Source organism: Rhodovulum viride (assembly GCF_003265965.1).
GTDB lineage: Bacteria > Pseudomonadota > Alphaproteobacteria > Rhodobacterales > Rhodobacteraceae > Rhodovulum > Rhodovulum kholense.
Genome location: NZ_MUAV01000003.1, coordinates 175,731 through 188,200 on the forward strand (window position 1 = coordinate 175,731; position 12,470 = coordinate 188,200).

Annotated in this window: 15 protein-coding genes; 9 read left to right on the top strand and 6 right to left on the bottom strand. The window is 68.4% G+C overall.

Annotated elements, in window-relative coordinates:
- The first annotated feature begins 26 nt into the window (after positions 1–26).
- The 7 genes from BYZ73_RS03555 (at position 27) to rnd (ending at position 7,705) form a co-directional block, all read left to right on the top strand.
- A complete protein-coding gene (locus tag BYZ73_RS03555; RefSeq protein WP_108022925.1) occupies positions 27–356 on the top strand; it encodes a sarcosine oxidase subunit delta in 330 nt (109 codons plus the stop codon).
- Positions 353–3,361 carry a sarcosine oxidase subunit alpha family protein gene (locus BYZ73_RS03560; protein ID WP_112314925.1) on the top strand — a complete coding sequence of 1,003 codons (3,009 nt, stop codon included), beginning with the start codon at positions 353–355 and terminating at the stop codon, positions 3,359–3,361. The genes BYZ73_RS03555 and BYZ73_RS03560 overlap by 4 nt, the downstream gene beginning before the upstream one ends.
- Entirely contained in the window at positions 3,354–3,941 is a 588-nt protein-coding gene (locus tag BYZ73_RS03565; protein WP_112314926.1) for a sarcosine oxidase subunit gamma, read from the top strand. The genes BYZ73_RS03560 and BYZ73_RS03565 overlap by 8 nt, the downstream gene beginning before the upstream one ends.
- Positions 3,942–4,010: 69 nt before the next feature.
- Positions 4,011–4,619: a superoxide dismutase gene (locus BYZ73_RS03570; RefSeq protein ID WP_112314927.1), complete on the top strand. Its 609-nt coding sequence runs from the start codon at positions 4,011–4,013 to the stop codon at positions 4,617–4,619.
- Between the two features lie 156 nt (positions 4,620–4,775).
- Entirely contained in the window at positions 4,776–5,822 is a 1,047-nt protein-coding gene (purM, locus tag BYZ73_RS03575; RefSeq protein ID WP_112314928.1) for a phosphoribosylformylglycinamidine cyclo-ligase, read from the top strand.
- Positions 5,819–6,418, top strand: a complete 600-nt coding sequence (purN, locus tag BYZ73_RS03580; protein WP_112314929.1) for a phosphoribosylglycinamide formyltransferase — start codon at positions 5,819–5,821, stop codon at positions 6,416–6,418. Before purM ends, purN begins: the two co-directional genes overlap by 4 nt.
- Positions 6,419–6,541: 123 nt before the next feature.
- Positions 6,542–7,705, top strand: a complete 1,164-nt coding sequence (gene rnd, locus BYZ73_RS03585; protein WP_112314930.1) for a ribonuclease D — start codon at positions 6,542–6,544, stop codon at positions 7,703–7,705.
- Positions 7,706–7,736: 31 nt separating this feature from the next.
- Here rnd and BYZ73_RS03590 read toward each other — a convergent pair whose 3' ends face one another.
- Both BYZ73_RS03590 and BYZ73_RS03595 read right to left on the bottom strand, forming a co-directional pair.
- Positions 7,737–8,036, bottom strand: a complete 300-nt coding sequence (locus tag BYZ73_RS03590) for a hypothetical protein (RefSeq protein WP_108022938.1) — start codon at positions 8,034–8,036, stop codon at positions 7,737–7,739.
- A gap of 91 nt (positions 8,037–8,127) precedes the next feature.
- Positions 8,128–8,601 carry a hypothetical protein gene (locus tag BYZ73_RS03595; protein ID WP_108022940.1) on the bottom strand — a complete coding sequence of 158 codons (474 nt, stop codon included), beginning with the start codon at positions 8,599–8,601 and terminating at the stop codon, positions 8,128–8,130.
- Positions 8,602–8,732: 131 nt separating this feature from the next.
- Here BYZ73_RS03595 and BYZ73_RS03600 point away from each other — a divergent pair, with 131 nt between their 5' ends.
- Positions 8,733–9,164, top strand: coding sequence for a SufE family protein (locus tag BYZ73_RS03600; protein WP_108022942.1), 432 nt, complete (start codon positions 8,733–8,735; stop codon positions 9,162–9,164).
- A gap of 13 nt (positions 9,165–9,177) precedes the next feature.
- Here BYZ73_RS03600 and hpt read toward each other — a convergent pair whose 3' ends face one another.
- On the bottom strand, positions 9,178–9,717 hold the full coding sequence (gene hpt / locus BYZ73_RS03605; RefSeq protein ID WP_108022944.1) for a hypoxanthine phosphoribosyltransferase: 540 nt from the start codon (positions 9,715–9,717) through the stop codon (positions 9,178–9,180).
- A gap of 69 nt (positions 9,718–9,786) precedes the next feature.
- Here hpt and BYZ73_RS03610 point away from each other — a divergent pair, with 69 nt between their 5' ends.
- On the top strand, positions 9,787–10,242 hold the full coding sequence (locus BYZ73_RS03610; RefSeq protein ID WP_112314931.1) for a type II toxin-antitoxin system RatA family toxin: 456 nt from the start codon (positions 9,787–9,789) through the stop codon (positions 10,240–10,242).
- A 4-nt stretch (positions 10,243–10,246) separates the two neighbouring features.
- On the opposite strand, the gene BYZ73_RS03615 is transcribed toward BYZ73_RS03610, so the two are convergent.
- Genes BYZ73_RS03615 through BYZ73_RS03625 form a run of 3 tightly spaced genes read right to left on the bottom strand, consistent with a single transcriptional unit; the run spans position 10,247 to position 12,365 of the window.
- Positions 10,247–10,732 (bottom strand): CinA family protein, encoded by a 486-nt coding sequence (locus tag BYZ73_RS03615; RefSeq protein WP_112314932.1) that lies wholly within the window; start codon positions 10,730–10,732, stop codon positions 10,247–10,249.
- Positions 10,729–11,223 carry a phosphatidylglycerophosphatase A family protein gene (locus BYZ73_RS03620; RefSeq protein WP_112314933.1) on the bottom strand — a complete coding sequence of 165 codons (495 nt, stop codon included), beginning with the start codon at positions 11,221–11,223 and terminating at the stop codon, positions 10,729–10,731. Before BYZ73_RS03620 ends, BYZ73_RS03615 begins: the two co-directional genes overlap by 4 nt.
- The gene (locus BYZ73_RS03625) at positions 11,220–12,365 is read right to left on the bottom strand and encodes a bifunctional 2-C-methyl-D-erythritol 4-phosphate cytidylyltransferase/2-C-methyl-D-erythritol 2,4-cyclodiphosphate synthase (protein ID WP_112314934.1); all 1,146 of its coding nucleotides are present in this window, start codon (positions 12,363–12,365) and stop codon (positions 11,220–11,222) included. Before BYZ73_RS03625 ends, BYZ73_RS03620 begins: the two co-directional genes overlap by 4 nt.
- Positions 12,366–12,470: the final 105 nt, after the last annotated feature.

Genomic DNA, 12,470 nt, shown 5'->3' on the forward strand with positions numbered 1-12,470 from the left:
TCACTGAACCGGACCGAGGGGGCGCGATGCTTGTCCTGACTTGTCCCTGCTGCGGCGCCGCCGCAGAGGAAACCGAACTGGCCCCGGGCGGCGAGGCGCATATCGCGCGCGTCGGCCCGGGCGCGGATGCCGAGGCATTCGAGGCCTATCTCTTCCATCGCAAGAACCCCAAGGGCGTTCACTTCGAACGCTGGCGCCACGCCCATGGCTGCGGCAAGTGGTTCCATGCGGCGCGCAACACGGTGACGCTGGAAGTCTACGGCACCTATCCCGCCCAGACCCCCGAGCCGCCGCGCGAGCTTCTCGACAAGATTGCCGCCCGGGTGCCGGGCTTTGCCTGGGAGGGCCGGGCATGAGCTTTCGCCTGTCTTCGGGCGGTCGCCTGATCGACCGCAGCGCGCGTCTGGGATTTGCCTTCGACGGGGCCGAGTGCCACGGGTTCGCGGGCGACACGCTGGCCTCGGCGCTGCTGGCCAATGACCGGATGCTGGTCGGCCGGTCCTTCAAGTATCACCGCCCGCGCGGCATCGTCGCCTCGGGCGCAGAAGAGCCGAATGCCCTTGTGGGTCTTGGCACCCGCGGCCGGTTCGAGCCGAACCAGCGCACCACCACGACCGAGCTGTTCGACGGGCTTGTGGCGGAAAGCCAGAACCGCTTTCCCTCGCTTGCCTTCGATATCGGCGCGATCAACAGCAAGCTGTCGCGCTTTCTGCCCGCGGGCTTCTACTACAAGACATTCCTCAAGCCCGCGGCCTTCTGGGAACACATCTACGAACCGCTGATCCGGCAATCGGCCGGACTTGGCCGGGCGCCGTCCGAGCAAGATCCCGACAGCTACGAACATTTCCACGTCCATATCGATGTGCTGATCGTCGGCGGCGGGGTCGCCGGGTTGCAGGCGGCGCTGGTCGCGGGCCGGGCGGGCGCGCGGGTTCTGGTCGTCGAGCAGACCGCCCATTGGGGCGGTCGCGCTCCGGTCGACGGGGTCGAGATCGAGGGGCACCCGGCCGAGGCCTGGGTCGCGCAGACCGTGGCGACCCTGTCTGGCATGGCGAATGTCACGCTCCGGCTGCGCTGTCAGGGCGTGGGCATTTACGATCACGGCTTTGCCCTGGCCCATGAGCGGCTGACCGACCACGCGCCGGACGCGGGCGGCCCGCGCCATCGGTTGTGGAAGATCCGCACCCGGCAGGTGATCGTCGCGGCGGGCGCGCTGGAACGGCCGCTGGCCTTCCCGGGCAATGACGTGCCGGGCGTGATGCTGGCCTCGGCGGTGCGCGACTTCGTGGAGAACTGGGCGGTCGCGCCCGGCCGCCGCACTGTCGTTCTGACCAACAATGACGACGCCTATCGCACCGCGCTGTGTCTGCTTGAGGCGGGGCTCGAGGTGCCCGCGATCCTCGACACCCGCGCCAGCGCCGAGGGGCCGCTGCCGAAGATCGCGCGCAAGGCCGGGATCGAGGTCCGGACCGGCATGACCGTGGTCGATGTGGCGGGCGGCAAGCGGGTCCGGTCGGTCGGGATCGGTCCGGTCGACGGCAAGGGCTATCCGACCGACCGCATTGCCTGCGACGCGGTGGCGATGTCGGGCGGCTGGTCGCCCGCCGTCCATCTGTGGTCCCATGCGGGCGGCAAGCTCTTCTGGGACGCCAAGCAGGCCAGCTTCCGCCCCGATGCCGAGCGCGCGCCGAAATCCCATGACGGGGGCACCTTCGTCCACGCCGCGGGGGCCGCGAATGGCGCGCTGCTGGCCAAGCGCTGCCAGCTCGATGCGGCGCGGGCCGGGGCGGCTGCGGCGCTGGCCGCGGGCTTTGACGCCGAACCGGTCGATGCGGTCGCCTCGGCGCCCGAGCAGAAGCCGGTCGAGCCCGCCTGGATGCTGCCGCGCCGGGCGGGGCCCGAGCTGAGGATGAAGATGTTCCTCGACTACCAGAACGACGTGAAGGTGTCGGACGTCCAGCTGGCCGCGCGCGAGGGCTATGAAAGCGTCGAACACACCAAGCGCTACACAACGCTCGGCATGGCGACGGATCAGGGCAAGCTGTCCAACGTCAACGGTCTGGCGATCCTGGCCGATGCCCTGGGCGCCGAGATCCCGGCCGTCGGCACCACGACCTTCCGGCCGCCCTACACGCCCCTGACCTTCGGCGCCATCGCGGGCCCCGGCATCGGCGAGACCTTCCAGCCGTTGCGGCGCACGCCGATGCAGGACTGGCACGAGGAGCAGGGCGCCCATTTCGAACCTGTCGGCCACTGGCGCCGCCCCTATTGCTACCCCCGCAAGGGCGAAAGCCACGGCGCCGCGATCCGGCGCGAGGTTCTGGCGGTGCGCGAGGCGGTGGGGCTGCTCGATGCCTCGACGCTGGGCAAGATCCTCGTCAAGGGGCCCGATGCGGGCGTCTTCCTCGACCGGGTCTATACCAACATGATGTCGACCCTGAAGGTCGGCCGCTGCCGCTATGGCCTGATGTGTTCGGAAAACGGCTTCCTGATGGATGACGGCGTGGTGGCGCGGCTGTCCGAGGACAGCTTCCTGTGCCACACCACCTCGGGCGGGGCCGAGCATGTGCACCAGCACATGGAGGAATGGCTCCAGACCGAATGGTGGGACCTCAAGGTCCATGTGGTCAACCAGACCGAGCAATTCGCCCAGATCGCCGTCGCGGGCCCGAAGGCACGCGAGGTGCTGGACCGGCTGGGGGGCATGGATCTGTCGAAGGAGGCGCTGCCCTTCATGGCCTGGACCGAGGGCGAGCTTGGCGGCTTCCCGGTGCGGGTCTACCGGATTTCCTTCTCGGGCGAGTTGAGCTTCGAGATCGCGGTGCGGGCCGGGCAGGGGCGGGCCTTCTGGGATGCCTGTCTGGCGGCGGGGGCCGATCTGGGGATCGCGCCCTATGGCACCGAGGCTCTGCATGTGCTGCGGGCCGAGAAGGGCTTCATCATGATCGGCGACGAAAGCGACGGCACGGTGATCCCGCAGGATCTGGGGCTCGACTGGGCGGTGTCGAAGAAGAAGGACGACTTCATCGGCAAGCGCGCGCAGGCGCGCAGCCACATGACCGACCCGACCCGCTGGAAGCTTGTCGGGCTGGAAACGCTGGACGGGTCGGTCCTGCCGGACGGGGTCTATGCGGCGGCGCCGGGGCGCAATGCCAATGGCCAGCGCAACACGCAGGGCCGCGTGACCTCGACCTACTATTCGCCGACGCTCAGGCGGGGCATCGCCATGGGGCTTGTCCTGCACGGACCCGACCGCATGGGCGAGGTGATCGCCTTCACCTGCGCCGATGGCAGCACGCGCGAGGCCCGGATCGTCAGCCCGGTCTTCTACGACCCGGAAGGGGAGAAACAGAATGTCTGAACCCGTGACTGCATCGGTGTCGGCCCTGGGCGGCTTCCGCGCCGATGGGCTGGCCCGGATCGAGGAGGGGCCGCTGCAGGGCATGATCGCGCTCAAGGGCGATCTGGCGGATGCGAAGCTCCGCAATGCCGCGACCGGGGTGACGGGCATCGACCTGCCGGGCGAACTGGAGGGGACCATCGAGGGCGACCGGGGGCTCGCCTGGATGGCGCCGGACGAATTGCTGCTGTTCCTGCCCTATGCCGAGGTGCCGCGCACGATCGAGACGCTGGGGCGCGCGCTGAAAGCACGCCATGCCACGGTCGCCGACATGTCGGACGCGCGCGCGGTCTTCCGGCTTTACGGCACGGGCGGGCGCGAGGTTCTGGCCCGGCTGACACCCGCCGACATGGCGCCCGGCGCGTTCCGGCCCGGCGGTTTCCGGCGGACCCGGCTGGCCCAGGTGCCCGCCGCGATCTGGTGCGAAAGCAACGACCGCTTCGGGGTGATCTGTTTCCGCTCGGTGGCCGTATACGTCCGGGACCTGCTTGCCGCTGCGACGGCAGCGCCCTCTGCGGACTATTTCGGCAGAGGGGGTTGACGATCTGGCTTTGCGCTCTCCATCTAGGCCAAAGTGACGCAGTTCGTTAACGAAAAAGGAGGTCTTTTGATGGCTTTCGAACTTCCCGCCCTTCCCTATGCGCATGACGCGCTGTCCGACAGCGGCATGTCCAAGGAGACGCTGGAATATCACCATGACATTCACCACAAGGCTTATGTCGACAACGGCAACAAGCTGATCGAAGGCACCGAATGGGCCGACAAGCCCGTCGAGGAGATCGTCAAGGGCACCTACCAGAGCGGCGCGGTGGCCCAGTCGGGGATCTTCAACAACGCCTCGCAGCACTGGAACCACACCCAGTTCTGGGAAATGATGTCGCCGAAGCCGGTGGCGATGCCCTCCGAGCTTGAATCGCGCCTGAAGGATGCCTTCGGCTCGGTCGAGAAATTCAAGGAAGACTTCGCCGCCGCCGGGGCCGGTCAGTTCGGGTCCGGCTGGGCCTGGCTGGTGGTCGATAGTGACGGCACGCTGAAGGTCACCAAGACCGAAAACGGCGTGAACCCGCTGTGCTTCGGCCAGACCGCGCTTCTGGGCTGCGATGTGTGGGAGCATTCCTACTACATTGACTTCCGCAACAAGCGCCCGGCCTACCTGACCAACTTCCTCGACAAGCTGGTCAACTGGGAAAACGTGGCGCAGCGTCTGTCGAACACCTGACGCTGCCGCGATCCGGCCCCCCGGATCGCCTGACCTCATAGGACCCCGCCCGGCCTCCGCGCCGTGGCGGGGTTTCTCTTTCCGCGCGGCCGCGGCTCCGGCTTTCCTTCGTGCGGGCGTTGCGCTAAAGCGCAGCCAACCAGACGGGAGAGCCCCATGAGCGAGCGGAAGAACGGCCTGACCTATGCCGAGGCGGGCGTGGATATCGACGCAGGCAATGCGCTCGTCGAGCGGATCAAGCCGGCCGCCAAACGGACCGGGCGGGCCGGGACCGTCGCCGGGCTGGGCGGGTTCGGCGCGCTGTTCGATCTGAAGGCTGCGGGCTATCTCGACCCGGTGCTGGTCGCCGCGACCGACGGGGTGGGCACCAAGCTTCGGATCGCCATCGACACCGGCCATCTTGACGGCGTGGGCATCGACCTTGTCGCCATGTGCGTCAACGATCTGGTCTGTCAGGGCGCCGAGCCGCTGTTCTTCCTGGACTATTTCGCGACCGGCAAGCTTGAGATCGACGAGGCCGCGCGGGTGATCGAGGGCATCGCCGAGGGCTGTCTGCGGTCTGGCTGCGCGCTGATCGGGGGCGAGACCGCCGAGATGCCCGGCATGTATCATGGCGGCGATTTCGATCTGGCGGGCTTTGCCGTCGGCGCGATGGAACGCGGCCACGATCTGCCCGCCAACGTGGCCGAGGGCGACGTGCTTCTGGGGCTGGCCTCGGACGGGGTGCATTCGAACGGCTATTCGCTGGTCCGCAAGGTGGTCGAGGTCGCGGGCCTTGGCTGGGACGCGCCCGCGCCCTTCGCCGACGGCCCGCTGGGCGCGGCCCTGCTGGCGCCGACCCGGCTTTACGTCAAACCGGCGCTCGCGGCGATCCGGGCGGGCGGCGTGCACGGGTTGGCCCATATCACCGGCGGCGGGCTGACCGAGAACCTGCCGCGCGTGCTGCCCGAGGGCCTGGGCGCGACGGTCGATCTGTCGACCTGGGATCTGCCGCCCGTGTTCCGCTGGCTGGCCGAAACCGCCGGGCTGGCCGAGGCCGAACTTCTGAAGACCTTCAATGCCGGGATCGGCATGGTTCTGGTCGTGGCCGAGGACCGGGCCGAGGCGCTGACGGCGCTTCTGGCCGAGGCGGGCGAGACCGTGGCCCGGATCGGCCGGGTCGGGCCGGGGCAGGGGGTCGCCTACGAGGGACGCCTGCTGTGACCGACCCCAAGCGCGTTGCGATCCTGATCTCGGGATCGGGGTCGAACATGGTGGCGCTTGCCGAAAGCATGACCGGCGATCATCCGGCGCGCCCGGTGCTGGTGCTGTCGAACGATCCGGGCGCCAAGGGGCTCGACCGGGCGCGCGCCATGGGCATTCCGGTTGCCGCCGTCGATCACCGCCCCTTCGGAAAGGACCGCGCGGCCTTCGAGGCGGCCTTGATGGACCGGCTGGCCGAGGCGCGTCCCGACATCCTGTGCCTTGCCGGGTTCATGCGGGTGCTGACCCCGGGCTTTACCGAGGCCTGGGCCGGGCGGATGCTGAACATCCACCCCTCGCTCTTGCCCAACTATCGCGGGCTTCACACCCATGCGCGCGCGCTCGAGGCGGGCGATGCCGAGGCGGGCTGTACCGTCCACGAGGTGACGGCCGAACTCGATGGCGGGCCGATCCTCGGCCAGGCGCGGGTGCCGGTGCTGCCGGACGACACCGCCGACACGCTGGCCGCGCGGGTGCTGGTGCAGGAACACATGCTTTATCCGGCCGTTCTGCGCCGCTTTGCGGCGGGCGACCGGACGCCGGTTCTGCTGCCCTGAGCCGCGTGCCATGTGGCGAAGGCGGACAGTCAGGGCGATGCGGCCTTTCCATTCTCCGGTGGTTTTACTATCACGAATGCGTCTGGGTTCTTGCGGGGTGCTATCGGTTTCATGCGGGCTGAGATGAAGACACTGACCACGACCGAGGCGCTGGCCGCCTTCTGCGAGGAGGCCGCGAGCGCCCCTTATATCACCATCGACACCGAATTCCTGCGCGAGCGGACCTATTACGCCAAGCTCTGCCTCGTGCAGCTGGCGCTGCCCGCGCGCGACGGAACCGAAGGCGCGGCGGTGCTGGTCGATCCGCTGGCAGGCGATCTGTCGCTCGAGCCGCTTTACGCGCTGTTCCGCAATCCTTCCGTGGTCAAGGTGTTCCACGCCGCCCGGCAGGATCTGGAGATCTTCTTCACCGAAGGCAAGGTCTTCCCCGAACCGCTGTTCGACACCCAGGTCGCGGCCATGGTCTGCGGCTTCGGCGAACAGGTGGGCTACGAGACGCTGGTCCGGAAGATCGCGCGGGCCAATCTCGACAAGACCTCGCGCTTTACCGACTGGTCGCGCCGGCCGCTGTCGGACGCGCAGAAATCCTATGCGCTGGCCGATGTCACCCATCTGCGGGTGATCTACGAATATCTCGCGGCCGAGCTGGAAAAGACCGGCCGGGCCAAGTGGTTGCAGGAAGAGCTGAGCGTCCTGACCGATCCCGCGACCTATATCGTCCACCCCGAAGAGGCCTGGCGCCGGGTCAAGACCCGCACCCATTCGGGCAAGTTCCTCGTCGCGGTCAAGGAGCTGGCGCGGTTCCGCGAAACCTATGCCCAGGCCCGCAACATTCCGCGCAACCGGGTCTACAAGGACGACGCGCTGCTGGAGCTGGCCTCGACCAAGCCGCAAAGCTTCGAGGACCTGTCGCGCTCGCGGCTGTTGTTGCGCGAGGCGCGGCGGGGCGAGATTGCCGAAGGGATCATCGCGGCGATTGCCGCGGCCGCCGAGACGCCCCAGGCCGACTATCCGACAATGCCCGACACCGACGACAAGCTGCAGGTGAACCCGGCGCTGGCCGATCTTCTGCGGGTGCTGCTGAAGGCCAAGTCTGAAGAGGCCGGGGTGGCGCAGAAGCTGATCGCGACTGCCTCCGAGCTGGACGCCATCGCCGCCGGGCGCCGCGACGTCCCGGCGCTGCGCGGCTGGCGGGCCGAGGTCTTCGGCGATGACGCGCTGCAACTTTGCGCGGGCAAGATCGCTCTGGCCGCCAAGGGCAGCAACGTGGTGGTGGTGCCGCTCTAGGCGACGGGCGGGACGGCCCCGTCCGCGGGGCTCACCTGGGTCGTTTGCATTCGTAGGCGCGGGCGATGAGGCGCTTGTTCCGGTCGCGCCAGTAGATCGCCTCGCTCGACGTGTTGCGGGAGCTGAACGCCCTCACCTTCGCATCGCTGACGGCTAGCTTCCGTTCCAGTTCGCTGCAAGGGATATATTCGGGAGGCGTTTCGGTCTCGATGAGCCGCGCCTGCGAGGCCGCCGTCGGGCCCTGACCCGTCGTCAGGGCGGTGTCGTTGGGCTGGCAGGCGGCAAGGACGGTCGTGCCGCAGACGATTAGGGAAACAAGCCTGATCTTCATGATGTCCTCCGTCACCGTGACTGTCTGGTCGGTCCGTGCACGGAGCCGCGCATCACCGCGCGGGACCGTGTTATCTTGGCGACCGGCCGCCTTAGCGGCGCGCCTGGCGCTGGTTCTGGGCGCCGCGCACGAGGATGGTGCGGATGCCTTCGAGATCCTGATCCGACAGGAACCGCGCGGCCGTGACCAGCCGCGACGGCTCGGTGCCGACGGGGGTGGCGGTGCCGGGGGACGCGATGCGGAAATCGTAGACCAGCGTGTCGGTCGGGGCGTCGGCATCGGATTCGACCCGCACCAGTTCGGCATTCCAGAACCCCTGACGGACCGGCAGACCGGTCGCGGTCACGATGGCGCCGCCCGGGGCGCGGTCGATGCTCATTTCGACCACCTGGTCGACCAGCGCGCGCGGGTCTTCGTCCTTGGCGGTCCGGACCTGCGTTTCGGTGGTCTCGGCCTCGGTCGAGCTGCGGAACCAGTTGAACGGGTTGATCCGCGACTCGCGCACGGTCCCGCAGGCGGAGAGGGCGAGCGCCGCGCAGAGCACGGCCGAAAGCGATGATTTCATGGGCAGGCCCCCGGTTGCTTCGTCCAATCGGTTAGCCGAAACCGGCGCGGTTGAAAAGCCGGTCTGGCCCCGAAGCTGGACCTTTGCCCGGGCCGGGGCTAGTCAGGGACAGTCAGGCAAGGAGAGACGACGTGGCAAGTGAGGCCTTCGAGGAGATCGTGGACACTTTCGAGTTCCTGGAGGACTGGGAGGACCGCTATCGCCATGTGATCGAGATGGGCAAGGCGATGGAGCCCCTGTCCGAGGCGTTCAAGGTGCCCGCGACCAAGGTCGACGGATGTGCCAGCCAAGTCTGGCTGATGGCCGATGTCGAGGGCGAGGGGCGTGAGGCGATCTATCACTTCAAGGGCGACAGCGACGCGATGATCGTCAAGGGGCTGATCGCGGTGCTGCGGGCGCTTTACGACGGGCTCACGGTGGTTGAGGTGCTTGAGACCGACGCGGGCGCCCAGCTGGCGCGGCTGGGGCTCGACGAGCACCTGTCCTCGCAACGCTCGAACGGGCTGCGCGCCATGGTCGAACGCATCCGTACCCAGGCCGCGGGCGTCGCCGAAGGGGTCTGAGCCCTCGCGCGCCTCAGCCGGTGAACCGCACCGCGCCGATATAGGGCAGGTTGCGGTTGCGCTGGGCATAGTCGATGCCGAAGCCCACCACGAAGCGGTCGGGGATCTCGAAGCCGACCCAGCGCGCGCGCACGTCGACCTCGCGCCGCGACGGCTTGTCGAGCAGCGCGCAGCATTCCAGCCGCGCGGGCTTGCGGCCGTTCAGCAGGTGCAGCACGTGTTTCAGCGTGTGGCCGGTATCGACGATGTCCTCGACCACCAGCACGTCGCGGCCGCCGATTTCGCCGCGCAGGTCCTTCAGGATGCGCACCTCGCGCGACGAGGTCGTGGAATTTCCGTAGGACGAGGTCTCGATGAAGTCGACCTCGACCGGCAGGTTCAGCTCGCGCACCAGATCGGCGATGAAGATGAACGAGCCGCGCAACAGCCCGACGACGACCAGCTTTTCGGTATCGGCGAAATGCGCGGTGATCTCGCCCGCCAGCGATTCGACGCGGGCCGCGATGGTCTTGGCCGACAGCAACTCGTCTATGACATATGGTCTCTCGGCCATGGGTCCCCCTTGATTTTGCCGGCTTTCTAGCAGACATGGCGTCCCATTGTCAGCAGCGAACCGGGACCCATGCCGCGCCATTCGGAAAACCGCGAGATGCCATACACCGCCCAGCAGATGTACGATCTGGTGGCCGATGTCGGGTCCTATCCGCAATTCCTGCCCTGGACGGCTGCGGCCCGCATCCGCTCGCGCACCGATTACGGCGACCGCGAGCTGATGGAGGCCGATCTGGTGATCTCGTTCAAGGTGTTCCGCGAACGCTTCGGCAGCCGGGTGACGCTTTGGCCCGGGCGCATGCGGATCGATACCGAATATCTCGACGGGCCGTTTCGCTATCTGAAATCGCACTGGCAGTTCGAGGACGTGGCCGAGGGCCGCTGCAAGGTCGAGTTCTTCGTCGACTTCGAATTCAGGAACCGGGTGCTGCAGGGCGTGATCGGTGCGGTCTTCAACGAGGCGATGCTGCGGATCGTGCGTGCCTTCGAGGATCGGGCAAAGGCGCTTTACGGCACGCGGCCCTGAGGCCCTAGGTTCGCGGCGCGCCGAGCGCCCCCAGCAAAAGCGCCAGGGCATGATCGCGGGTCGCGGCCCGCACCCGGTCACGGCCGAGCGCGCCGAACTCGACGGTTTCGGTCCGGGTTTCGGCCCCGCGCCGGGCGAGCCCGAAGCAGACCCGGCCCTCGGGTTTGAATTCGGACCCGCCGGGACCTGCGATGCCGGTGACGGCAACGGCCAGATCGGCCTCTGACCGGGCCAGCGCGCCCGAGGCCATTTCGGCCGCGACCTCTTCCGAGACGGCGCCATGGGCGTCCAGCGTTTCGCCCCGGACGCCCAGCATCGCCTGCTTGGCGGCGTTCGAATAGGTCACGAAGCCCCGGTCGAAGACGGCGGACGAACCCGGAATGTCGGTGATGGCAGCCGAGATCATGCCCCCGGTACAGCTTTCGGCGGTGGCGATCACGAGGCCCGCGGCACGGGCCCCGGAAACGAGGGGTTCGGCGGTTTCGGTCACATCAGGAAGATATGCGAGAGTGCGGCCAGCGCAAGCACCAGCACCGCCGTGGCGACGCCCGCCAGCACGTCGTCCAGCATGACCCCGATCGGCGTCTTCATCCGGTCGGCGCGGCCGATGGGGCCGGGTTTCCAGATGTCGAACAGCCGGAAGCCCAGAAAGGCCGCGATCCAGCCCGGATAAAGCGCGGTCGCGTCGACCCCGGCCGCCGCCGCCCCGATCGAGACCGGCAGCAGCGCGATCCACATCCCCGCGACCTCGTCGATCACGTATTCGGACCGGTCCGGGTCAGGGGCGCCGGCCGCGGCCTCGCGCACCGCCCAGATGCCGAGCGGGATCACCGCAAGCGTCCCGAAGGCGGTCAGGAAGACCCCGCCGATCACGTCGAGCGCCCAGAAGGCGGGCATCGCCGCCAGCGAGCCCCATGTGCCCGGGGCGGGGCGCATCCGGCCCACGCCGAAGACGGTGGCGATCTGCGTGGCGAGGCTCATGGCGCCACCAGCGTCACGGTGGCCAGCGCCGCGATCCCTTCCTCACGCCCGGTGAACCCGAGCCGTTCAGAGGTGGTGGCCTTGACGCTGACCCGGGCCTCGTCCATCCCCATCAGCCGCGCCATCTCGGCCCGCATCGCGCCCGCGACGGGGCCGATCTTGGGCCGCTCGCAGATCAGCGTCAGATCGACATTGGCGATGCGGAAACCGCGTTCGGCCGCCAGCGCGACCGCGTGTTTCAGGAAGATCTCGCTGGCCGCGCCCTTCCATTGCGGATCGGAGGGCGGGAAATGCTGGCCGATATCGCCTTCGGCCAATGCGCCATAGATGGCGTCGGTGACGGTGTGCATCCCGACATCGGCGTCGGAATGGCCTTTCAGCGCCTTGTCATGCGGCACCTTGATGCCGCAGAGGATCACCCCGTCGCCCTCGCAGAAGGCGTGCACGTCGAACCCGTTTCCGGTGCGAATGTCCATGTTTCTCTCCCGCAGGACCCGCTCGGCGCGGGCGAAATCCACCTTGTGGGTGATCTTGAGATTGTCTTCGTCGCCTTCGACGATGGCCACGTCAAGGCCTGCCGCCAGCGCCACCTCGACATCGTCGGCCGCCCCGCCCGGATGGGCCTGATGGGCGGCGAGGATGGCGCGCAGGTGAAAGCCCTGGGGCGTCTGCGCGCGGAAAAGCCCCTCGCGCGGATGCGGGGCCGCGACCTTGCCGTCGCGGCCCCGCCAGAGCGCATCTGTGACGGGCAGGGCGGGGGCGGCGCCGGGGGCATCGTCGAGCGCGTCGATCACCCGGTCGATCAGCGCGGCCGAGACCAGCGGCCGGGCGCCGTCATGGATCAGCACCCGCGTCGTGCCCTCGGGCGCGGCCTTGAGGCCCGCCATCACCGAGGCGTCGCGGCTGGCGCCGCCCGGCACAGTCACGACCTCGGCGGCGCTGTCGGCAAGGGCAAGCTTGAACAGCGCGCCGTCCTCGGGGTGCAGCACCGCGACGATGGCGCCGATCCGGGGGTGGCCGGCAAAGGCCTCGATCGTGCGGGCCAGAACGGCACGCCCGGCAAGATCCTGATATTGCTTGGGCTTGTCGCCCCCCACCCGGGTGCCGCGGCCCGCGGCCACGATGATCGCCGTGACAGTCATGTGTCGCCCCCCTGCTGCCCGTCGGGGTTTTAGGCGGGGCGTTGCTGCGGGGCAATGGGGCAAACTGGCGGGCAGGTCTGCCCAATTGTTGTGCAAAGATCGTTT

Excerpts from the sequence above, each read along its gene's own strand:
- BYZ73_RS03590 (WP_108022938.1), bottom strand. The coding sequence starts at position 8,036 with ATGAAGATCAGGCTTGTTTCCCTAATCGTCTGCGGCACGACCGTCCTT.
- BYZ73_RS03565 (WP_112314926.1), top strand. The coding sequence starts at position 3,354 with ATGTCTGAACCCGTGACTGCATCGGTGTCGGCCCTGGGCGGCTTCCGC.
- BYZ73_RS03625 (WP_112314934.1), bottom strand. The coding sequence starts at position 12,365 with ATGACTGTCACGGCGATCATCGTGGCCGCGGGCCGCGGCACCCGGGTG.
- purM (WP_112314928.1), top strand. The coding sequence starts at position 4,776 with ATGAGCGAGCGGAAGAACGGCCTGACCTATGCCGAGGCGGGCGTGGAT.
- BYZ73_RS03595 (WP_108022940.1), bottom strand. The coding sequence starts at position 8,601 with ATGAAATCATCGCTTTCGGCCGTGCTCTGCGCGGCGCTCGCCCTCTCC.
- hpt (WP_108022944.1), bottom strand. The coding sequence starts at position 9,717 with ATGGCCGAGAGACCATATGTCATAGACGAGTTGCTGTCGGCCAAGACC.
- rnd (WP_112314930.1), top strand. The coding sequence starts at position 6,542 with ATGAAGACACTGACCACGACCGAGGCGCTGGCCGCCTTCTGCGAGGAG.
- BYZ73_RS03570 (WP_112314927.1), top strand. The coding sequence starts at position 4,011 with ATGGCTTTCGAACTTCCCGCCCTTCCCTATGCGCATGACGCGCTGTCC.
- BYZ73_RS03555 (WP_108022925.1), top strand. The coding sequence starts at position 27 with ATGCTTGTCCTGACTTGTCCCTGCTGCGGCGCCGCCGCAGAGGAAACC.
- BYZ73_RS03620 (WP_112314933.1), bottom strand. The coding sequence starts at position 11,223 with ATGAGCCTCGCCACGCAGATCGCCACCGTCTTCGGCGTGGGCCGGATG.
- BYZ73_RS03560 (WP_112314925.1), top strand. The coding sequence starts at position 353 with ATGAGCTTTCGCCTGTCTTCGGGCGGTCGCCTGATCGACCGCAGCGCG.
- BYZ73_RS03610 (WP_112314931.1), top strand. The coding sequence starts at position 9,787 with ATGCCGCGCCATTCGGAAAACCGCGAGATGCCATACACCGCCCAGCAG.